The organism is Microbacterium oxydans (assembly GCF_000956405.1).
Taxonomy (GTDB): domain Bacteria; phylum Actinomycetota; class Actinomycetes; order Actinomycetales; family Microbacteriaceae; genus Microbacterium; species Microbacterium oxydans_C.
Genome location: NZ_JYIV01000024.1, coordinates 66,347 through 86,025, shown reverse-complemented (window position 1 = coordinate 86,025; position 19,679 = coordinate 66,347). Strand labels below are relative to the sequence as shown.

The window sequence follows — 19,679 nt, the reverse complement described above, 5'->3', positions numbered from 1 at the left end:
CGCTCACCATCGCGAAGCCGTGACAGCAACCGTCCGCTCCGCGCGGTAACGCTTCACCGACTTTGGGTCGATGAGGAACACGGCCTTCTTCTCACCGACCGTTCGCTTCCACAGTTCGTGCACTTCCGGCTCTGGCTCCTCCGTCGAGCGCATCGCAGTGTCCGGACCGAAGAACAACACCACGTTCTTGCCGCCAGGTGCGACCTGCGACTCCCAAGCGATGCCATCGAACTGCACCCCGGTACCCCATCGGAGGAACTCGGTGACCATCTGCGTGGGCGCGTAGTCCACGGGATGCTTGTCATCCAGGATGACCGGCTGCGTAATGGCGTCACGGAAGTAGTCGAAGAAGGCGATGAACACGAATGATGCCCTCACCGACTCGTCGAACAGGCTCGGGCGAATCGGCACGCGGGTCAGGTCAAGCACGCGCATCGGACGCTGAAGCACGAACTCCCCAACCACCGCTTCGCTGTAGGGGCTGTGTGCCACCACTTCGGCGCAGGCTGTCTCCGGGTCGCTCGCGGTGTAGAACAGAGAGATTCCCTGCGCGTTCATACGACCGGCCGACGCGCTGCCAGCCGGTGCGGGACCAAGCTCACCAGCGGGGTCTTTCAGTACCTTCGTCTCCAGTTTGCGGGCTTCTCGCTCAATGCGAGCGCGGTACACCGGAGTGCCCTGCGGCAAGGTTTCCATCAGTCCGGTTTCGTCCCGCACGAATCCCGAGAGTGCATTGAGGAATGAGAACAGCCGCTCCGGCGGCGTGAGGCCAGACTTGCTCCCTTCGGCGCGGGGAAGTGCGAACCGAGCTTCATGCTTCACCGTCTGAGCGAAGCTCTCCCACCCGAACTCCACATACGACATGTCGTCTCGCTCGACCCAGTAGGACGGTTCGCTGATGAGTCCCGACACTTCCTCGGCGATGGCGTCGAGCATGCTGCTCGGGACTGCATCGTCTATCAAGTTGTAGACGACGGTCAGGGTATCCATCTCCTCGCTGAGGGTCTCACCGTCGATTCGCGGAGCGTTGTTCGAGTCTTCATAGAGGTCGCACGCCACTTCGTAGATGACCTCAGTGAACTGTTCCAGGTTCACCGCGAAGGGGACCGCGTCCTCAGGAGAGGTCCGCCCGCAGAACGAGCACTCGCGCTCGTTCGCTTGCCCCTGCACTCGCTTCAGCAGGTGCTCGTCTTCGATGTGGTCAAGGCAGAGCGCCTTGTCCGTCCAGCCGATGATGGGGAACTCCATGTGCACATCATGGCATCGCCACCCTTACTCGACCGCGTTGTCGGGTACCGCAAAGTGCAGTCGCGCAAGCCGTCGAGCGTAGTTGACTTCAGGATGGTACTTGACTGCATCAAGCAATCGTTCCTCGCTCTGTCCGAGCTGGCGCAGAAGTACCAAGACGACGACGGCTGAGGACACTTCGATGACCGCGTGCAACTCCTCCAAGTCGAAGTCAGCCGCCCCAGTGTGCGCCAGATGGTTGCGTGCTTTCACGCTCCGCTCAGCCCAGACCTCGGCGCTCGGGAGCAGCGCATCCCGAACAGCCTCCCCCATCAGGTCTGCCAGAGCGACAAGTCGGTTCATCAGCTTCGGCTTGTTGTCGGCGATGCGTTCGCTGACCCACAGCTTGCGCTCGGCCGGGACGACATCCAGGATGGCGCGGCGAAGGTTCCTGTGCTCAGCGCGAGGCATCTCCGTCGTCTTGTCAAGCGATTGATGGAGCGCCTCAGCCGCCCCGACCGCCGTGACAACCCTAGGTTCGACAAAGCCATCAGGCAGGTAGCGCAGCCCGAGCACCATCCCGATGACCGGTTCGAGTGACCGATGAAGCGCCAACCAGCGTGGGATGAGCTCTTCGAACGGGATGTCGTCGAGGTCTAGCAGGAATCTCGGTCGTCCCTTCGCCACGCCAAGCGGGGGCACGATGTGCTCTCGATACACCTCAACCCGGCGCACCTTGTCCTGGAGGAGATGGCCGTCCGGCCACAACTCCGGCGCTGGCGGCAGTGTCAGCGATTCGGAGACGATGCCGCAGTTCTCCAGGGCTGAGAGCGAGACGAGGTGCGACAGACTCGCCAACGGATGCAGAGCGTCGGTGAACGACACGGGCGCGGGGAACGACGCGGTTGCGCTCACAGCTTCCCATGTCCGCGCGAACGTCCGGCTTGGCTGCGAATCAAAGTCCGGAACCATGAAGGTGTGGAACAGGCCGAAGCTTGTCTCCCCTGTCCTGACCGAGAGGCTCTGAACGGAACGCGTCGTGATGGCCGTAGAACCCGTCAGGCGGTTGGTCTCGGCATCAGATTCCTCAGTGATTTCGTATGCCGTGAGGCCGGACCATGCCGTCAGCCAGTCCACCTGAGTGACTGCCCCAACAAATACCGTCTCATCGAAATCATCGAGGTGGCACCCGACGAGGAGGACGGACGCCTCCGCTTCAACTTCAGCCGCTGCGGAACTGAGGGTGGTCTGCATCCGGCTGACCCACACGTTGTGCAGAGTGAGCCTGATTCCCTTCGCCACGCCATGAAGCACGGGCCACTTGGGCAACCCCTCGTCACGGCGGCCAGTCGTTCGTCGCGCTCCGCCAAACGGAGCATCGTTTCCGGTGCGAATAAGACGTAGATGAAGACCCTTCGCGGGGTCATACGTCAGAATGCCTGCCTCGGTCGCGGCCTCCCCCGGTATCCGCCACTCAGCGACCCATTCTTTCGACTCCGCCAACGTACCCAAGCTCATGAGGGGATGGTATCGGCAGAGCGCTCCCGCTCAGCAGGCCAGCTCCAACACCCAGTCCGGGCGAGGCCGAAGCGACTCGCGCTGCGCGCGCTTCACCGCCCGTACGCTGCACTCGCCTTCCTGCCATCCCGGCGCGTACGCATCCAGGAACTCCGCCTCGATGCAGAACGCGAGCCGTTCGATGCGCTCGGCCCGACGCACGGCACGACCCCGCCACCACTGCCACAGGGTGACAGCCCCGACGATGTTCAGGGGTGCAGACGCTGCTGCAATCACGAACTCGGTCATGCTCGCACCACTTTCAGCTCATCGGGCGGGGTGAGCAGCGGGACGCCCGTCTCCCGCTCAACCATGTTCAAGTGCCTGCGAAGGTCGCAGACCTTCTTCGCGCGGTGCCCGAAGCGCTCGACCAGCTCGTCTGGGAGTTCATCCGGTACCCGAACGGTCGCGGTCTCCGTGAGAACAAGCCGTCCGCCCTCCGCGCTCAGCGTGGCGCTGGTGGTCTGACGGGCAGCCTCCGGCCAGACTGCAACCAGGGCGTCGCCGTCGGCGTGGACCGTGGCTCCGAGACGGATGGCCTCAGCCATGAACTCGTCGCGCATAGCCTCGCGGGCCTGTCGAATGAGCTTCTCCATCACTCTGCCTCCTCGCTCTGAGCGAAGAGAATGCGAATCGCGGTCTCGATGTCGCCAGCGGCAACCGCCGCACGAACCGTGTCGGTGACCTCGCCGAAGCCGTCACCGATGTTCGTCCAGATGGAAGTCGCAGCCTCCACCTTCGTGACGTAGGCCTGGCCGCGCTTGCCCAGGTCAGTGCAAGCGCCCGTGATGCTGTCCATGGCTTCACCTGAACCGGTGCCTGCCACTAGTGCGAGACCCTCGTCCCAAGCAGGGTCGGAGCAGATGGCCACGTACTCTGCGTCCAACGTCTTCGCTTCATCGGCGATGGCGTCAGCGGCCGTAACGGTCGGGGCCACGGCTGCGGCCACATGCGCCTTAGCGTACGGAGCGATGAGGATGCCGCCGATGAGCAGCACGAGAGCCGCGAGCGGGAGTCCGATGCTCCATCCGATGATGCGCTTCTTGCTGGCCTTCGGCTTCTTGCGAGCCTGCTCGGCAGCGAACTGTTCTGATGTTTTTGTGTAATCGGTCATACCCATTACTGCGGCGGCTCCGAGCCAAACTCATACGCCCTCGCAAGACTTTCTTGCGAGGGCGTATGTAGATGGACGGGTGTCACTTTCCGGGCGGTGCATCACCGGTCAGCGCAGCGGCCCCGGAGGCGAACCACAGCCCGAGCGCGCCGTACAGCAGCAGTGTTGCGGCGGTCATCGGACTGCCGATGAGGAGCCAGATGAGCACCGCGACATCGCCGAGGACGAGCAGCGCGATGGCTGCCAGCCGACGGCTACCCCAAGCGCGCCCCGCAAGCAGCCCCAGCACCACCGTGACGACAAGCGCGATGACCGGCCAGGCAACGGTCGTCAGCCAACTCACCGCCATCGAAGCGACCGAGCCGGTGAAGATGAGCAAGCACATGCCGACGAAGGACAGACACGCCAGGACGAAGCGAATCACAGGGTCACCCCCGCAACTGCCGCAGCCTTGCGGGCGACCTTCTCGATGTCCGCGTTCGGCGCTGTGACTGTGTTCCGGTCCCGGTCGGTGACCGTCGTCCGTCGGGCGTGCCAGATGAACCATCGGCCTGCGCTGCCACGCCGCAGGTGAATGACCGTAGCCCCCTCGCGGTAGTGGGAGCCGCGCGCCACACGTGAGTATCCGGTCCATTCGGCCCCACGCTTCTCGACCTCGGGCAGACCAAGTGCGTCGAGGCGCGCTTCGGCATCGCGTGCGTCCGCCTGCACCGCCTCGGCGTCGTAGAGACCAGCGCGAGCGTTCGCCTGCGCACGGTCAAGGTAAGACTGGACAGAGTCCAGGTTCTGGGTATTGATTTCATTCTTCATACCCCCTACTGCGGCGGCTGAACAACAAACTCATACGCCCCGGATGCGACATCCGGGGCGTATGAGTAGGACCGAAATCCTTTCCAACCAGAAGAACGGGAACCAACCGCTATTCACTCCCTACTGCGGCGGCTAAGGGATGAACTCATACGAGAACACCAAATCCACGACTTCGCCGTGGAGCCGGTCAGATAGCGGCCAGTTCGCTGGCCAAGGCAGCGCGAACCGCGTCGATGCTCAACGCTCGGGCGCGGGCCAGAGCCGCGTGGTAGGGACGGCTGTTTGAGGTTTCGAAGAACGTGCTGAGCGCCTTCGAAGCCTTGGAGCCGTCGGTAGCCCACTCGACGGCGGCGGCCAACTCGGCCGGGTCCGCGTAACCGAACTGTGGGGCGATGGCAGCCCACGCGGCACCCAGACCGTCCGCCAGAACTGCCTCTCGACGCGCATCGCCCAAGCGCGCGGCGTACTGCGCGCCATCCTCAGCATCCATCGACACGCTGATGTCCACAGCGAGCACCTCCGCAGCGTCTGCGGCGGCCGACGCCTTCGCACGCTCGGACTTGTTCTTGGAAGCGGCCCACTCGGCAATCTGCGCTTCGCGTGCGAGCCAAGCGTCAGCCTGCTCCTCGGCGTCAAGACGCTCAATGCCCTTCGTGAAAGCCGCAAGGTCGCGAGCGGCGCGAGCCTGCTCGCGACTGACGCCGTAGCAGTAGCGCAGAGAGTCGAGAGCATCAGTCGCTTCGTAGCGAAGCTTCTTCGCGGAGAAGCCGATGTCACTCCGCTCCGCCTTCGCCAGCGGCTCAGCAAGGTCGTGGAGGTAGGCGACCAGTGCCTCGATGCCCGCCAGGATGCGGTACGCGGCGACCGGGGAAGCATTGAACGGAGTCGTCGCGCCCTTGGTGTACGTGGCGCTCATGGCGCGGGCGGCAGCCACGCGGGCCAGGGACTCGGTGTCAGCGCGGTGAACCGCTGTCGCGCCGACAGTGATGCGGTTCGCGGCCTTGCGGATGGAGCGGATGGCGTGCTCGTTCTTGGCGGCAGCCTCGAACGCAGCGTTGATGGTGAAGCCCTCAGCCAGCTTCTCGACCTCGGCGTCCGCCTTGATGAGCGCGGTGGCCTCCTCGACCAGACGCTGCACGCGGCGCTCACGCGCGTGGTTGACGAGGCCGATGCCGAGTTCTGCGGCTGCCTCTGCCTCCCAGATGCCCTGGCCGTACACGGCGCGGCGGGCGGCGAAGGTGACCATGCGCTCGAAGGTCTCGGGGCAAGCGGTCATTTCGAAGGCGGTGTCAGCGCCGGTCGCCTCGGCGTATGTCGTGCGGTGTGCCTGCATCTCGGCAAGCTCGGTGTGGAGTTCTGCTGCGGTGAGGGTGAAGGTTCCCATCTCTTGTCCTATCGGTGGTCCCGGTGTCAGCCGGTCGAACTTTTGTTCTTATCTCAATCATAGCATTCGGGCGTTGTGGAAGTGAGCGAGGTATGCTATAGGTCATCCACACATTTGTGGGTTGACCTGGGATACGAAGAAGCCCCCAGGCTCTGACAAGCACTGGGGGCAGTGAAACCGATAGGACATCGCTTCGATACTTAGTCTACACTGTGACAGGTTCCGGGCTGAGCGCGGCCAGGAACACGAAGACCCCCACACCCACGGATGGGTGCAGGGGTCTTGTGTCAGATGATGCCTCGGGCGCGCAGGGCCTCCTCCTTCCGCTCCAGGCGCTCCTCCTCGGCCAGCTCGGCAGCAATGCGGCGGCTGATTTCCTCGGACTCGACGCGGTCGCGCTGAATCTGCGCCTCCACCTCCGGTGTCCGCCACGAGATGTGGTTCAGCCAGTACTGCTCGACGGTCTCCCCGTTGAAGGTCTTCGGCGGGTTGCCCGGCGAGAAGATGGTGTTGGTGAGCACGTTGACGCGGCGGCCCTCCGCGTCCGGCCGCAACCATCCATCCTGGTCCGCGCCATCCGGCCCATACGGTGTGCCCGTCTTCGCGTGAGTTCCGTCGCGGAGGAAGCCGGTCGGTGCCCAAGGCTTGCCAGTGAGAAGGTTCACCGGACGGCTGAGCTGCTGGCCCTTGATGCCGCCCCACGCGTCCACGCCCAACTCGTTGTAGCCCGTATCGGGGTCGAAGCCGTTCTCCTGGAGCCACTGCCGGTAGCCGATGCGGGCGCGGCGCTGTTCCTCAACCGACCGGTCCATCGGCTCCTTCGCCGCCGCTGGCTCCGGCGTGATGCCGACGCTCTCGTACCAGCGCTTCGCAGCGGCGAGGCGTGAACGGTGAGCTGTCGTGTCCTTCAGCCATGTGGTGCAGCGCTGCCAGAGCGACGCCGGTACCGGGTTCTCCCCCACATAGTGCCATCGTCTGGGGCCGCCGGGGCGAGCAGCCTTCAGCTCGTATCCCGGTCGTTCAGAGATTTTCGGTGTCATCAGTGTCTTCCTTCCGTGGAATATTGAGGGTGCGGAGTGCATCCAGAGCCGCGCCAAGCTTCGAGGCACGCGTAGTACGGCGAACGGGCGCAGGACTCGTTCTAGGGGCCACAGGGGCCGTCTGCTGAGCTTCTGCGGGTGGTGCTGAGCCGAACCGACGGTGCAGCCCGCCCTTCGACCAGCGTTCCGCCCAGAGCATCTCGACCTCTTCGACCGTCGCCCCGTGACGGAGGCCTTCAGCCGCGTAGTCAGCGGGGATACTGCCGCTGTGGAGTCGGGTCACGTCCGCCTCGGTGATGGTCGGCGAGGCCTCGCGCAGCGTCTGCGAGTACGCGAAGGGCACACCTTCGGGGCTGACCGCCGTGTTCGTCTTCCGATGCGTACCGTTCGGCTGCCACCCATGGGCATCCCACAGCGGACCGCTTGGGATGGCGACCGGCGCGGCAGCAGGCGACGTACCCGTCCAGCGGCGCGGTCCAGTGCCGCCGTTCGATGGAACCAGGCGCTTGCCTGGCTGATGCGCGACGCGCGTCATGATGCCTCCTTGGCGATGAGAATGAGGTTGTCCGTGGCGCGCCCCTCCCAGCGGGGGACGCACGTGATGAGCACGAGCGTGCCGGGGCCAGCGCCGAGGATGCGCTCCTCCAAAGCCGGGTCATCCGTCGGCCAGCTCTTCGGGGCCTCGACGCGCTCAGTGATGTGCCAGTTCGAACCCAGCGCCTCGATGCCGTCACCGACAGCCAGCTCCTGCCAGAGATTGCCGGGGGCCGGTGAGTTGCCGAGGCTCATGGCGTGCGTGAGCAGGAAGCGCGGGCCAAGGGCGGTGTTCGCGAAGTAGCCCTCATGCTCGTCACGAATCTCGAAGATGTCGGTGTAGTTCGGAGGGTCCAGGGTGGGCGAGAAGCTCATCGGCTCCACCTCGTTGATGATGAGGGTCGGGGCGACGGGCGCAGGCTCAGGTGCTTCAGCGGGCCGCTCCACCGGCGCTGGCGTCTGCGTAGACGCGGCGGCGGGGCGTTCGATGGTCTGCGGTCCGGTCTCCGTCGGCGCGGGAGCGCAGGAGGCCAACAAAACAGTGAGCGCAAGGGCGGCGATGGCCGAGAGAAATGTCTTCATGAAAGTCTCCAGATACGAGAACAGCCCCCGCACGCGCGGGGGCTGTTCGAGGTTGAGGTGGTGCTGTCAGCAAGGCAGCGCGTTCGTCCACGTGGCGATGACGACATGGAAGTTCAGGCCCGTACGGGCGCTCGTCCCGATGGCTGCCCAGTCGCCTTGCTGGCCGACCCATGCCTCGCCGTTGCGGCGCACCCGGTTCGCGGGCGCAGGTTCTTGCGGCCACGTCGAATCGGCGACCTGCGCCGCACTCCCATCCATGTGGTTCGCCATCTGCGCACGGGTCACAGCGACGCCAGGACGAACGAACAAGGTCGTCATGGTGGCGCTCTGATGGCGGATGCAGGAGCCGGAGGGAATCGCCATCGGGGCGATGTTGGCGGCCTGCGCCTGCGAACCAGCGGGCAGGATGCGTTCCGGCGTAGCAGCGTGCGCGGCGGTGATGCCGACGCCGGTCGCCAGGGCGAAGAGTGTTACGGCCGTGACTGCGATGTGTGTAATGCGTTTCATGGTTGATGCCTCCAGAAGCATGTAGGCGGCGGGGTGCAGAACACGATGTCCCGCACCCCGCCAGGGTGTTACTTCGCCGCGCCCTCAGGACGGCGGCGGTAGGCGGCCAGCCCACCGATGAGCGCCAGCACAGCCGCTGCGCCGGGCAGGGCCTGCCAGAACGGTGAACCAGCGTCACCGGTTTCCACGCGCTTCGGCGGGGTCGGCTTGCTCGGTTCCGGCTTCGCAGGCTCATCCGTGACCGGTGGCTCCTCCTCAGCGGGAGGTTCCGTGACCGGCGGTTCCGGCTCCTCGGTGACAGGCGGTTCCGGTTCCTCGACAGGCGGTGTGACCGCGTCCTCGAAGACCTCGATGCGAACCTCACCGGGCGCGCGAACCGCGTCCGGGCGAACCGGACCGAACGGCGTCTCGAAGGTCTCGGTGACCTCGAAGCCGAAAGCGAGAGCCGTCGGTTCAGCAGCGCCCGCGAAGAGGAAGCCATCCTCGACCCGCTCGATACCCTCCGGGAGAGTCATCGCGCGAACCTGGCGGATGGTCGGCTCCAGGCCCGAGAGGCGGGAGGCCTCCAACATCTCGGCATCGGTGATGAGCACCTCGGTGTCAGTGGCGACGCGCTTCTCGACCAGTCCGGCAGCAGTGTCCGCAGGACGGGCCTCGACTCGCAGCTCCACGGCCTGCACGCCTGCGTCCGTGAGGACGAAGACGGTCACGCCGACGGCGTTGGTCCATTCCGCCGAACCGAACTCACCGGTGATGGTCGTGCCATCCACGGTGAGAGTCAGCCCGTCCGCAGCCTGGTAGTCCAGACCACCGACACCGTACGGCTGTACCCAAACGGGTGCAGCGTCCAGCGACAGCGTGCCGTCTGGCGCGCCAGGCAGAGCGACAGCGGTGATGCCCAACTCCGGCAGACGCTCAGCGAGGTTCACCTCGAACGATGTGACCGGCTCGCTGCGCGCCTGACCAACGCGCGCGGCTGTACGGATACCGAGCGGTTGGATGTGGCCGTCTGGCCACCGCTCCAGGCCGAAGCCTGCGGGGGCCATGATGGGTGCGTTCGTGCGGCCGGAAATCGGCACCTCAACCCACGGACGAACAGAGTCGCTCCACGCGGCGGGGCTGGCGAGAGTGGTCTCCTCAGGCTCGCTCCAGGACAGGAACCTCCCCTCCGCGAAGCCCCGCTCCGAGGCCTTCCACATCGCGGCGTTCCCGTCACCACCGGCGCGGTCGGCCGTCGTCAGCCAGTCAGCGGCCGTGCCGTTGGCCCCGGACTGACCGGTGATGGTGATGGGTGCGGACTCGGTGCCTGTTGCGGTGTGCACGAGCTTGACGGTTGCGCCGAACTCGGCGTTCTCCCGCAGCGGGACGAGCGTGAGGGAGCCATCGGCGTCAGCGAGGTGGTCCACGACGCCAGTGCCCTCCAGGCCGCTGATACGCCAGGTGAACGCGCTCCAGTCGATGTCGGGGATGAACGGCGTGCGGCCAGCGGGGTCCACGACCGTCTCAGGCGCACGGTCAGCCGAACCGGGAGTACTGATGAGTTCGCCAGTCTGAGCGTCGTACTCGAAGCCACCGACCAGTGAACGCAGGTCGATGGCGACCTCGTCGCCGGGGCCGGAGGTCTCTGGGATGGCGATGCCCTGAATGCGAGCATCGCGCAGCTCCGGCATGAAACGCTCGATGCTCACGGAGCCGAACGCCGTCTCGACGGTCTCGGTACCGAGAGTCTTCAGGCCAGTGCTGGCAGTCTGCTCGATGCCGGTGTCAGCCGCGAAGGCTGGCGTGACCAGCAAGAACGGCGCAAGGCCGAGGGTGATACCCACGCCGAAGGCGCAGGTCTTCTTGATGAATGAGTTCATGATTAGCGCCCCTCCCTGGGACGTGGGTTGATAGGCGGGAGCGGTTGCTCCCTTGGTCTTGCGACCCGCGCGCAGCGCCGAATCGAACGGCGGCAAAGCCCCACCAGGGACTGCGCTGGCACCTCGGTGCCGTAGATGTGATGCCTCCTCTCCTGCCAAGAACGGACGGACCAGCGTCAGCGCAAGAACACGCTGAAGGCGCGTATGCGACGAACTCACGCCGCGTGGACGCTTGTTGCTGGGCGCGGTGAAGAGCGCTCAGAACGCAGCCAGAGGCCGCAGAGCCATGCGTCGGATGCCAGCGCCAGCGTTACTGACAGCGCACAACGCTTTGACCAGCGCTGTCAGTAACGGACGTGTGTCAGCCCAAGAAGTAGGTCTCCCCCAGCCGGTCCAGAACGAACTCAGAGCCGCCGACCACCAGGGTGACCTTCGTCGCTGACGTGGCCCCGAGCAGGACACCCCAGTCGCGAAGACCGCGCTCGATGCCATCGCCCTCAGCCGCGTACGGTGCCTTCCAGGTGTACCCCGCAGCCTCCAGTGCGGCGAGCAGCGTGGAACCAGTGAACTCAGTCTGTGGGGCCTCACCCGTGTTCGGGTCGTTCTTCGGCTGGTCCTCCTCCAGCAGAATCTGGAGGTAAGTGCCGCCCTTCAGGACGTTCGACTCGTCCACGGCCAGCCAGTAGGTTTCTCCACCCGCTTTGAAGGTCACGGTGTCACCCTCTTTGAGGTCGCTATTCCAGGCGATGAGAACCATGTCCCCGCGTAGCGGCTCCTGCACCCGCCCGCTCTCCGGGTGGATTTCATCGGGCGCATGTTCAGCCTTCGGGCCAGCGAAGAAATCAGCCGGACCCAGTTCCGTCCAGATGGCCTGCCCGAGCGGAGACTCCGGCTCACCGATTTCGACATCCGGCTTCGGCTCCGACGGTTCACCGTCGTCCGACGGCTGGTCGGCCGGTAGCTGGGATGCGGGCGGCTGCTCGGCAGTACCGAAATCAAGCAGGGGCTGAACAGCCTGGTTACCGACCATGCCCAAGAATCCCAGGACGATGCTGACGACGGTCAGCGAGAAGAAGTGTGTAGTGCGGAAGCGGACAGCACCGCCCGCCTTGCTCAGAATGCTCATCATGACGAGTCCTCTCAGTAGTAGGGACCGCCCCCGCGCCGGTCAGGACGCGGGGGCGGGATGCTGGCTCAGAGGCCAGCGAATCGGTCCGAAGAATCCGAACCGGATGGGGAGGCAGTCGCTCGGGTAGGGGCCGCCATCGACAGCGGTACCGGTGACGGCACACCCATCGCGCGCAGCAAGTCCGGGAACGAAGCGTGCTCCTCATCCGGCGCGAACCCGCCACGGAAACCGGTCGGACCGTCCTTCTGAGTCATCACGCCCAGACCCTGAGACTCGCGGTCATCCAGGATGGAGATTTCCGTTGCCGCCAGCGCCGAGGAATCTCCGGGGAACAGGAACTTCAGCACTTCAGGTGCGAAAGTCTGACCCGGAATCACGTACTGGATGCGAGCAGGGAGGTTCTCACGCAAGTCCCTGCCGAGAGCATCCTGCTCGGCCTTCTGCAAGGCCAACCAGATGTAGATGCCCCAGGCGCGAAGCTCACGCGCAATCTTCCCGGCGTAGACGCTGATGCTCAGCTTGGCCACGTCGAACTCGCGAAGCTCCGCGATTTCCGCTTCCAACTCAGGGTCGTTGACGCCCTTCGGCATCGTCGGCACGGTGTCGCGGTCAGTAAGCGACTTGTACTCGTCGATGACCAGGAGGAACGGACGGATGTCCTCGCGTTCGCGAACCTCGGCGGGCAGCTTGGCCCAGAAGTTCACATCATGCTCCAGACAGAGCCGCTTCCTCCGCTGGCCCTCTCGGTAGAGCGCCTTCAGAATCGCTGCGGTGTCCTGTGATGCTTCGAGCTGGGTTGCGCCCTCCAACTCCATACGGGGCCGAGCGGCCAGGAAGTCGTTCAGGAACTTGTAGTCAGCACCACCCTTCATGGGGTCGCAGATACCGACCTTCCAGCCACGCGTCAGGCAGCCGATGACAAGGGCCAGGAGACCCTGCGTCTTACCGGAACCAGTCGTACCGGCAATCAGGCCGTGCGGGTGGAGCTGCGGCTGCCAGATGACCTGCGACCCGTCAGACGCCAGACCCATCGGGATGCGGTTCCAGGCGGTCGGCTCGAACGCGCCAGGCATCAGCGAGCGAATCGGCACGATGCCAGGCAGTATCCGCTGCGGACCCCAGGTGAAGGCGGTGAGGCCGGTCCAGGTGTCCTGCTCGATAGTCCAGCCGGAAGACCAGCCAGGAATCAGCGGCCCGACCTTCTCGGGGTCAGCTTTGCGAGGCAGACGCATGAGCACGCGCTCGGCACCGGAGCGCTGCGCACTCCACTCGACGTGGACGCCAATCTCGTGCGCGTCCTTGCCCTGCTCCTCAGCTACCAGCTCACGCAGCCGGTGAGTTGCCGGAAGCATCGTGGTGAAAGTCGGCTCGCGCATCAACTTGTCCCAAGCGGTGAGCGTCACCTTGTTCTTGCGTGCGTACCGGGCCGAAGCAGCCAGAGCAGCAGCATCGTTCAGTGACGGGTCGATGACCTCCGGGCTGACCGCGTCCGGCAGCGTCATCACGTCATCCGAGATGATGGCCGTCCCGTCGGCGCGGAGGCCGATGAGCTGGAAGCCCTTCTGCGCGATGGACTGCGCAATGGTCGCAGTCTCGTCCCACGAACCCGTGTCGAACTGTGGGACAGCGGTTGCCTTCTGAGTCATGGTTTCTCCTAAGGGTCAGTGAGTGCGGTGCGTCGAATCGAACGACGACCAAGCCCCACCAGGGGCACCGCGACCGCTGAGCGGTCAGTTGTTCCAGATGCCGAGGTCGATGACCTCGTCGTCGGTGTGGTGCTGCACCGTCTGGCCGAACAGGCCGCCAGAAGCGTCCTGAGCTGCACGGCGTGCGAGCGTCTCCTCGGAGGCAGGCTCCAAGATGAGCCAGCGCTTCTCCAGGTTGACCATCGCGACCTCCCACGGAGCGTGACGGTCAGCAAGGCGCTTCTCGATGGCCGCCTCGTCCTCCAGCAGGCTGTCCATCCCGACCGGGAACGCGGCCTGAAGCTGCTCACCTTCGCGAGCAACCTGGACGCCGCCCTTCGCGAACTGTGCCTCGGTCATCTTCGTGATACCAGCGATGAACTTCAGGTCATCGTCGTTGACCGGCCGAGCAGCGCTGTCCTTGTTGAGGCGCAGCGCCGTCAAAATCGCGCCGAGCGTTGCAGTGAGCACCGCGACCGAAGCGAAGATGAGCGGCAGCCAAGCCAGCCACGGGAACGGCGGCGGAAGCAGCCGCTGCACCATCAGGGTCAGCGGCGGCAGCACGCTTAGACCCACGGTGAGGAAGCCGCTGCGACCTGCCGGGGCCACCTCGCCGTCCACCTCGCGGGAGAACATCTTCCGAGGCGAAGCCGACCCGCGCGGCCAGACGATGCGGTTCACCAGCAGCAGCCAGCCGACCGGGATGAGCGGCGCAAGCCAACCGCCAGAAATGACGGTGGCCAGGCCGATGACGCCCAGCCAGAACAGCGTGGACAGCCACCGCCAGCCGGAAGCCGCGATGGTCTTCGCGCGCTTAGCGTTCACCGAATCGGACAGAGTCGAGTCAGGTTCACGCCGAGGGGCGAAGTCCAGCAGGACACCGAACAGTGCAGCGCCGAACCAACCCCGGAAGAACCCGACGGCCAGCAGTGAGAACACGAAACGAACCATCATGCACCTCCTTCAGGGTTGCTGTTCAGGCGTTCGCGAACTTCTTCACGAACGAGGCGGCGGTCCTCGAACCAGTCCAGGAGCGCCTGCGGAGCCGCTGCGAGCAGTGCGCTGGCAGCGGCGATGGTGAGCACTGCAACGAAGAGCAGGGCCATGAGTGCGTTCATGCGAAAACGTCCTCTCGGATAGCGGCAAAGATGCCCTTCGCCTTGTCGGAGTAGCGGTTCTTCAGCGCCCTCTTCAGGACGCTGTCGAACGCCGTAGTCAGTTCCGGTGCGACCGGGCGTGAAGCCAGCGAGATGCGAACCTCACGAATCCAGGGGCTGAGCTGACCCTTGGCCGGTGGCCAGTTGCGGGACCGCAGGTCAGCCATCGCCTCATCGTTCAGCGCGCGGTGGGTGGCCACAGCCTCCTTGCGTGCGGCCGCCTCCTCCTCCCGGCGCTCCCACGCATCAGAGAACTCGGCGACCGCGTCCAGGCAGAGGTCCAAGTCACCGGGGAACGGAGCCAGAGCAACCTCGGCCGCCCAGCGCTTGCCCCGCATCCGTCGGATGCCCGCAGCGTTCAGAACACGGCGTTCCCACACGGTGTGCGTCAGGTACGGCTGGCCGGGTTCATCCGGCTTCGCGCTCCACGCCCATGCGGGATGTGCGGCGCTGAGAATCCACTGCGCGACCTCGTTCGGTGCGCCACGGTCGATGGAAGCGGAAGCAAGGCACTCCACCTCCGTCGGCGTGTGGGCCGTCGGCCACTCACGCAGGAAGAACCGGAGCTGCCCGTTCTTGGCGCGAGCACGTGGTGCAAGCACGCCCAAATCAACAGCCGCCTGGAGCATCTTCCGAACCGTCGGACGGGAGACACCGAGCTTGACCGCAAGGTCGTGCTGGTTCACCAGCCAGGTATCCCAAGCCTCCGCCGCCGCAAGCATCTCAGAGCCAGCGACAGCGGCGATGAGACGAGCCTTGCGAGCACGAAGAGGCTTGATGTCGGGATACGAGCGAAGGACGTGAGAAACCATGCGGCGGTTGGTGTTCTGACGGATGGTCTTCTGAGAGGTAGCGCGATGCTTACGGGCTGCCTGCACAAGGTGCAGCCACTTGGTGTCATCGTGAGCAATCTGACGGTGGTCGAAGGAGCCGTTTGCGAGAAGCCAGGAGCGGACCTTGTGAGCGTCATTCTTGGGTGTGCAGAGCAGCGCCAGAATCTGAGCCTCAGGCGACTTGTCAGCATTACGCTCCAGCGTCTTGGCGTAGCTGGTCTTAGTGTGCATTTTTTGCCTCCACTGTTGTCCTCTAGGCCGCAGGCCGTAGAGGACATGCAGTAGGGGGAAGAAACTGATGGGTTCGCGAAGGAACCTCGCGGCAGCCGCAAGACGGGTGAGCGGCTGACGCAGAACGAAGAACGCTGAGAGGCGTCACAAATGCGGTGCGACAAGCGGTCACATAACGTCAGGAATGGGACGCGAAACGGTGACCGCGACGGGTGCTTGATGATGCAACAAGGCGACGTGTAGAACGGCGTTCAGAGTGCGTTGCGCAGGCCGCCAAGAAGGGCAGTGAACCGGGTGCTGGTAAGCGGTGAAAGCAGGAGCTGCGAACAGGGTCAGAGAGACGTGTTCGGATGGTTACATCAGGCTGTTCGTGATGGGTTCAGAACGGTCACATCATGGTCAGTATTCAGAGGTACATCACGTCATTCATAGGGTCACGGTGAGAACCTCTTTGTTCTTCATCATGACTGACTTCTCGTAGACCGTTATGACCTAGTCATAACTCATAGCCGATGTTGTTGCTGTCATGCGTTTTCTCCTTAGGTCATGACGCCCACCGGCCAGTCCGGCGGGATGAGCTGTGAGGCTCGTGCCTGCGCCGGTCATGAACCGGCAGCCGTCTGAGGGCGGGCGACCGGTCGAACCGGTGAGAATCAGCGCCGCAGGTGGATATGAGTGGCGTCAGCGGAGATGATTTCCGCTCCGAGCCGGCTCGCGAAGTCGGTAGCGCTGACCGTGATGAACTGGCGCTGTGTGAGCAGCACTTCGACCGCGCGGCCGTCAGCGTTGAAGGTGAGCGTCACCGTGCAGCCGCACCCCTGAGCATCCTCTGCGGAACGTCCAGAAGCCGCTGCGAGGGCTTCGAGCACCGCCGCGTACTCGCGGTCGCAAGCGGCGCGGTAGACGCGGGCGGCCCTCATGCTGCCACCGGGACCAGGACGCCTGTGAGGGCGCGAGACCATCGGTCGATGGCGTCAGGGTTGAAGCCAGACCAGTGCTCGACGACCTCGCCGTTCTTACGGACGACAACGACCGGTGCCGAGCGGTACCCGAGCGCGGCAACCTCAGCAGCGGCCGAGGAGTCGGCAGTGACATCTGCGACCTCGTGCGGCGTCGAACCAAGCCATCGCTCGGTAGCGGTGCACTGGACGCAGCCAGGCTTCGAGTAAACGGTAATGGTGGGCATCGGCAGCCTCCAGAGAATAGGAGCAGCCCCGCGCGGTTATGAGACCGAATACTTTGCGCGGGGCTGCTGGATTAGGGTGATGAGGCGATGGCCGAGGCTAACTACTTAGCGCCGTTTCTTGCCCCCTCTGTATATGAAGAGGGCACTTTTCCGCGATTTAACAACCTCTGAACCTGAGGATTGGCTGTGAACCCAAAATAGTTACATGACTTACATGACTTACATGGTTTCTAACTCGTGGCGGCCCGGAAATCCTGTAGCTCCGGCGGCTGGATTCCATGTAAGTCATGTAAGTCATGTAACTAAAACACCCTCCAGACCCGGTATTTCGGGTACCTGGAGGGCGTTTTGGGTGGTATTCGTTAGTTGGCGAGGTTCTCGACTCGGAAGTAGACCCCGTTGCCGATTTTCTTCCGACGAAGAGCGAAGCGGTCTGTGCCGTCCACCATCGGTGTGTCCTTGACCGTCGCCATGACCTTGGACCACCCACGTGCGACGTTCGACTCGTTCCCGAAGAACTCGTTCAGGCTCACTGGCAAGTTCGGCTTCGCCGCGTCGTTCGTCTCCCGGTAGGCGCGGACGATGTCCACGGTCTTGTGCCATCCCTCAGGCATCTCGGTGTGGATGAACCGGTGCAGCTCGGCCCAGTCGTCGGCCAGCTCGTCCTCGGTGTCAGCAGCCTCCTGCTGAGCGTCCAGCACCAGGTCAGACACCGCAGCGTCACCGATGGTCACGGCCGTCAGGCTACCCAGGACGATGCTGCTCCAGTCCTCGTAGGAGCCGAGACGGCCGTTCGGACGCGCGTTGTTCTGGATGCCGTACCGGACGATGGTGTGGACGGCCGCCAGCAGCTCGGGGCGGTTGTCGGCGACCCAGCGGAGCAGGTTGTCGTGGCGGAAGCCCGTGCGACGCGCTGCGGTACCGGAGCCGGTGTAGTGAAGGCGCGCCTTCAGGATGCGGCGGACGAAGTCGAGGCCGACCTGGACGTTGTTGCCACAGATGGTGAGCATCAGCCCTTCGACCGCGATTTCCGCGTTCTGGCCAAGCAGGCGGGTCTTCACAACCGGGGCGGTGAGCAGTTCGGACAGCGCCGTCGAGGTGAGCTTCTCCTCACGCGGCAGTTCGTCGATGTGGGCGTGGCGGCCAGCCGCGATGGCAAGGGTTCCGAGCTGCTTCCAGGTCTCCGCGTCCTGACCACGTCGGTGGCCAACGGACTGGTACCCGCCGTTGCCCTGGCCGATGATGCGGCCAACGGTGGCAACCAGCGACTTCCCAGAACCGCGCTCAGGCGCATCGAACGCGAAGCCCGGCGCGGTCCCGCACAGGTGACGTGTGGCAGCGGTCACGAAGTAGGTGAGCACGATGGCGCGGTCAGCGTCCTCTGCGAATGGCACGTCGGAGAGCAACTCGGTGTTGAGGTAGTCCAGCGCGGCCTGTGCATCGGCGACCGTTGGCGTCTCCGTGACCGAGTAGCGACGCCAGGCGGCGCGCTGCCCACGCGGGATGGTGACAAGCACGCGGTTCGTACCGTTGTAGCCCGGCTTGGACACGATGTTGCCGTTCGGCAGGATGACCGGCTCGGTGGCCATGATGCGCACAGCGGGAATGCTGTCCGCGTAGAGAGCGGCGTTGAACAGGGCTGCGGCGACATCGCGGGGGAAGCTGGTGGAGTAGTCGTACTCCTTCTGGCCGGTGACCGCGTTGTGGAACTCGCGCTCAGCGGGCTGGAGGATGGTGAACCACAACTTGTGCGCATTCGCCTCAGTCCACAGGGACGAGGTGCCGTCCGGGGCGACGGTGACCAGCGCGGTTGCCTTCCCGTCGGACGCCACCTTGCGGAACACAAACGGCTCGCCGCCACGGGTCGCGGAGGCTGCTGCCTGGACGCCGAAGGCAATGGCTTCGTTGAGGGAGACCTTCTTCAGCAGGATGGTCGGGCGCACGTCGGGGAGGAACGAGTCGTCTGCGTCGTCCTCATCCGCCTCCACAGCCTTGTCGAGTGTGGGCGTGGCGGTGCGGATGAGGTTCGCCAGAGCGGCGGTACGCTCGGCCGCTGGAATGCTGCCGAGGTAATCATCAAGGCCTGTCTTGGCTCCGGCGACGGCGGGGATGCGGCCGAGGGTCGCTGTCGCGCGGATGCCCTTCAGCTCTTCCCACAGCCACGTGGCGGCTTTGAGTACCTGCTCGTTGGTGTGGACATCGGCGTCGGGGATGACGGTGATGGGAAGCGCGCGGTGGTCTGCACCACAGAACTCGACCAGGGCGGCGTTGAGGCGGTCATCGACCTTCCACCCCATGATGCCGAACATGCCGATAACGGCCACGTCTTCGGGTGCCCAGATGTCAGCCGCGATGCTCTGCTTGGTGCCTTCGACGAGGGCGATGCGGCGGGCGGTCCCGTCAGCGAGACGCTTTTGGGCGTTCAGGCCGATGGAGAGGTTGGTACCGGAACCTTTCGGGAACACGTACTTCGGTGCCTTCGGGTTGTCGAGCATCGTCGGGGAGTCAGCGTCCGGGCGGTACTGCGGCAGACGCGTGGGCGCAGGCCGTGCACCGTTGAGGATGGTGTGCTCGAAGATGAGGCCGGAGTCTCCTTCGTCCGTGGCGGCCCATGCGAGTTCTGGCCAGTTGGCCTTCAGTTGCTCTTTGGCGACGCGGAGAGAGAGCACCCCTCGCTCGTACGCGGCGGTCGGGGAGATACCACCTTCGGCGAGCATCTTCACCTGCTGCGGGCGGAACATGCTGGCCATCGGGTCGTCGGAGTATTCGTTGGTGTAGTCGGTCATGCCCTGTACTGCGGCGGCTCGGAGCCGAACTCATACGCTCTGCAAAAAGGAAATCCCC

General features: G+C 64.7%; 21 protein-coding genes. All 21 read right to left on the bottom strand.

Translation table 11 applies throughout. From position 1 onward, the window contains the following. Nucleotides 1–3 precede the first annotated feature (3 nt). Nucleotides 4–1,248 (bottom strand): RES domain-containing protein, encoded by a 1,245-nt coding sequence (locus RN51_RS17965; protein WP_052674639.1) that lies wholly within the window; start codon nt 1,246–1,248, stop codon nt 4–6. Nucleotides 1,249–1,272: 24 nt separating this feature from the next. Further along, the gene (locus RN51_RS08235; protein WP_156149140.1) at nt 1,273–2,745 is read right to left on the bottom strand and encodes a HEPN domain-containing protein; all 1,473 of its coding nucleotides are present in this window, start codon (nt 2,743–2,745) and stop codon (nt 1,273–1,275) included. A gap of 30 nt (nt 2,746–2,775) precedes the next feature. Further along, a complete protein-coding gene (locus tag RN51_RS08230; RefSeq protein ID WP_045263567.1) occupies nt 2,776–3,033 on the bottom strand; it encodes a hypothetical protein in 258 nt (85 codons plus the stop codon). Continuing rightward, nucleotides 3,030–3,380, bottom strand: a complete 351-nt coding sequence (locus RN51_RS08225) for a hypothetical protein (protein ID WP_045263566.1) — start codon at nt 3,378–3,380, stop codon at nt 3,030–3,032. Before RN51_RS08225 ends, RN51_RS08230 begins: the two co-directional genes overlap by 4 nt. Beyond that, nucleotides 3,380–3,898: a hypothetical protein gene (locus tag RN51_RS08220; RefSeq protein ID WP_045263565.1), complete on the bottom strand. Its 519-nt coding sequence runs from the start codon at nt 3,896–3,898 to the stop codon at nt 3,380–3,382. The genes RN51_RS08225 and RN51_RS08220 overlap by 1 nt, the downstream gene beginning before the upstream one ends. 82 nt (nt 3,899–3,980) lie before the next feature. Continuing rightward, a complete protein-coding gene (locus RN51_RS08215; protein WP_045263564.1) occupies nt 3,981–4,322 on the bottom strand; it encodes a hypothetical protein in 342 nt (113 codons plus the stop codon). After that, entirely contained in the window at nt 4,319–4,708 is a 390-nt protein-coding gene (locus RN51_RS08210) for a hypothetical protein (RefSeq protein WP_045263563.1), read from the bottom strand. The genes RN51_RS08215 and RN51_RS08210 overlap by 4 nt, the downstream gene beginning before the upstream one ends. Nucleotides 4,709–4,895: 187 nt before the next feature. Next, nucleotides 4,896–6,092, bottom strand: coding sequence for a hypothetical protein (locus RN51_RS08205; protein WP_045263562.1), 1,197 nt, complete (start codon nt 6,090–6,092; stop codon nt 4,896–4,898). Nucleotides 6,093–6,379: 287 nt separating this feature from the next. Then, the gene (locus tag RN51_RS08200; RefSeq protein WP_156149139.1) at nt 6,380–7,132 is read right to left on the bottom strand and encodes a hypothetical protein; all 753 of its coding nucleotides are present in this window, start codon (nt 7,130–7,132) and stop codon (nt 6,380–6,382) included. After that, on the bottom strand, nt 7,113–7,667 hold the full coding sequence (locus tag RN51_RS18405) for a hypothetical protein (protein ID WP_156149138.1): 555 nt from the start codon (nt 7,665–7,667) through the stop codon (nt 7,113–7,115). Before RN51_RS18405 ends, RN51_RS08200 begins: the two co-directional genes overlap by 20 nt. Continuing rightward, on the bottom strand, nt 7,664–8,248 hold the full coding sequence (locus RN51_RS08195) for a hypothetical protein (protein WP_045263560.1): 585 nt from the start codon (nt 8,246–8,248) through the stop codon (nt 7,664–7,666). The genes RN51_RS18405 and RN51_RS08195 overlap by 4 nt, the downstream gene beginning before the upstream one ends. A 66-nt stretch (nt 8,249–8,314) precedes the next feature. Then, entirely contained in the window at nt 8,315–8,755 is a 441-nt protein-coding gene (locus tag RN51_RS08190; protein WP_045263559.1) for a hypothetical protein, read from the bottom strand. 68 nt (nt 8,756–8,823) lie between these two features. Then, nucleotides 8,824–10,614, bottom strand: a complete 1,791-nt coding sequence (locus RN51_RS08185; RefSeq protein ID WP_045263558.1) for a hypothetical protein — start codon at nt 10,612–10,614, stop codon at nt 8,824–8,826. Nucleotides 10,615–10,975: 361 nt separating this feature from the next. Beyond that, the gene (locus tag RN51_RS08180) at nt 10,976–11,743 is read right to left on the bottom strand and encodes a hypothetical protein (RefSeq protein WP_045263557.1); all 768 of its coding nucleotides are present in this window, start codon (nt 11,741–11,743) and stop codon (nt 10,976–10,978) included. A gap of 65 nt (nt 11,744–11,808) precedes the next feature. Next, nucleotides 11,809–13,389, bottom strand: a complete 1,581-nt coding sequence (locus RN51_RS08175; protein WP_045263556.1) for an FtsK/SpoIIIE domain-containing protein — start codon at nt 13,387–13,389, stop codon at nt 11,809–11,811. Between the two features lie 84 nt (nt 13,390–13,473). Beyond that, a complete protein-coding gene (locus RN51_RS08170) occupies nt 13,474–14,382 on the bottom strand; it encodes a hypothetical protein (protein WP_156149137.1) in 909 nt (302 codons plus the stop codon). Further along, nucleotides 14,379–14,546 (bottom strand): hypothetical protein, encoded by a 168-nt coding sequence (locus tag RN51_RS18400; RefSeq protein WP_156149136.1) that lies wholly within the window; start codon nt 14,544–14,546, stop codon nt 14,379–14,381. Before RN51_RS18400 ends, RN51_RS08170 begins: the two co-directional genes overlap by 4 nt. After that, entirely contained in the window at nt 14,543–15,649 is a 1,107-nt protein-coding gene (locus RN51_RS08165; RefSeq protein WP_045263554.1) for a hypothetical protein, read from the bottom strand. The genes RN51_RS18400 and RN51_RS08165 overlap by 4 nt, the downstream gene beginning before the upstream one ends. A 653-nt stretch (nt 15,650–16,302) precedes the next feature. Further along, on the bottom strand, nt 16,303–16,569 hold the full coding sequence (locus RN51_RS08160; protein WP_045263553.1) for a hypothetical protein: 267 nt from the start codon (nt 16,567–16,569) through the stop codon (nt 16,303–16,305). Next, nucleotides 16,566–16,835 carry a glutaredoxin domain-containing protein gene (locus tag RN51_RS08155; RefSeq protein ID WP_045263552.1) on the bottom strand — a complete coding sequence of 90 codons (270 nt, stop codon included), beginning with the start codon at nt 16,833–16,835 and terminating at the stop codon, nt 16,566–16,568. Before RN51_RS08155 ends, RN51_RS08160 begins: the two co-directional genes overlap by 4 nt. A 362-nt stretch (nt 16,836–17,197) precedes the next feature. Next, entirely contained in the window at nt 17,198–19,621 is a 2,424-nt protein-coding gene (locus RN51_RS08150) for a hypothetical protein (RefSeq protein WP_045263551.1), read from the bottom strand. Nucleotides 19,622–19,679: the final 58 nt, after the last annotated feature.

What these genes read in the sequence shown, in the direction of transcription:
- RN51_RS17965 (WP_052674639.1), bottom strand. Translation starts at nt 1,248, where the DNA reads ATGGAGTTCCCCATCATCGGCTGGACGGACAAGGCGCTCTGCCTTGAC.
- RN51_RS08235 (WP_156149140.1), bottom strand. Translation starts at nt 2,745, where the DNA reads ATGAGCTTGGGTACGTTGGCGGAGTCGAAAGAATGGGTCGCTGAGTGG.
- RN51_RS08230 (WP_045263567.1), bottom strand. Translation starts at nt 3,033, where the DNA reads ATGACCGAGTTCGTGATTGCAGCAGCGTCTGCACCCCTGAACATCGTC.
- RN51_RS08225 (WP_045263566.1), bottom strand. Translation starts at nt 3,380, where the DNA reads ATGGAGAAGCTCATTCGACAGGCCCGCGAGGCTATGCGCGACGAGTTC.
- RN51_RS08220 (WP_045263565.1), bottom strand. Translation starts at nt 3,898, where the DNA reads ATGACCGATTACACAAAAACATCAGAACAGTTCGCTGCCGAGCAGGCT.
- RN51_RS08210 (WP_045263563.1), bottom strand. Translation starts at nt 4,708, where the DNA reads ATGAAGAATGAAATCAATACCCAGAACCTGGACTCTGTCCAGTCTTAC.
- RN51_RS08205 (WP_045263562.1), bottom strand. Translation starts at nt 6,092, where the DNA reads ATGGGAACCTTCACCCTCACCGCAGCAGAACTCCACACCGAGCTTGCC.
- RN51_RS08200 (WP_156149139.1), bottom strand. Translation starts at nt 7,132, where the DNA reads ATGACACCGAAAATCTCTGAACGACCGGGATACGAGCTGAAGGCTGCT.
- RN51_RS18405 (WP_156149138.1), bottom strand. Translation starts at nt 7,667, where the DNA reads ATGACGCGCGTCGCGCATCAGCCAGGCAAGCGCCTGGTTCCATCGAAC.
- RN51_RS08195 (WP_045263560.1), bottom strand. Translation starts at nt 8,248, where the DNA reads ATGAAGACATTTCTCTCGGCCATCGCCGCCCTTGCGCTCACTGTTTTG.
- RN51_RS08190 (WP_045263559.1), bottom strand. Translation starts at nt 8,755, where the DNA reads ATGAAACGCATTACACACATCGCAGTCACGGCCGTAACACTCTTCGCC.
- RN51_RS08185 (WP_045263558.1), bottom strand. Translation starts at nt 10,614, where the DNA reads ATGAACTCATTCATCAAGAAGACCTGCGCCTTCGGCGTGGGTATCACC.
- RN51_RS08180 (WP_045263557.1), bottom strand. Translation starts at nt 11,743, where the DNA reads ATGATGAGCATTCTGAGCAAGGCGGGCGGTGCTGTCCGCTTCCGCACT.
- RN51_RS08175 (WP_045263556.1), bottom strand. Translation starts at nt 13,389, where the DNA reads ATGACTCAGAAGGCAACCGCTGTCCCACAGTTCGACACGGGTTCGTGG.
- RN51_RS08170 (WP_156149137.1), bottom strand. Translation starts at nt 14,382, where the DNA reads ATGATGGTTCGTTTCGTGTTCTCACTGCTGGCCGTCGGGTTCTTCCGG.
- RN51_RS18400 (WP_156149136.1), bottom strand. Translation starts at nt 14,546, where the DNA reads ATGAACGCACTCATGGCCCTGCTCTTCGTTGCAGTGCTCACCATCGCC.
- RN51_RS08165 (WP_045263554.1), bottom strand. Translation starts at nt 15,649, where the DNA reads ATGCACACTAAGACCAGCTACGCCAAGACGCTGGAGCGTAATGCTGAC.
- RN51_RS08160 (WP_045263553.1), bottom strand. Translation starts at nt 16,569, where the DNA reads ATGAGGGCCGCCCGCGTCTACCGCGCCGCTTGCGACCGCGAGTACGCG.
- RN51_RS08155 (WP_045263552.1), bottom strand. Translation starts at nt 16,835, where the DNA reads ATGCCCACCATTACCGTTTACTCGAAGCCTGGCTGCGTCCAGTGCACC.
- RN51_RS08150 (WP_045263551.1), bottom strand. Translation starts at nt 19,621, where the DNA reads ATGACCGACTACACCAACGAATACTCCGACGACCCGATGGCCAGCATG.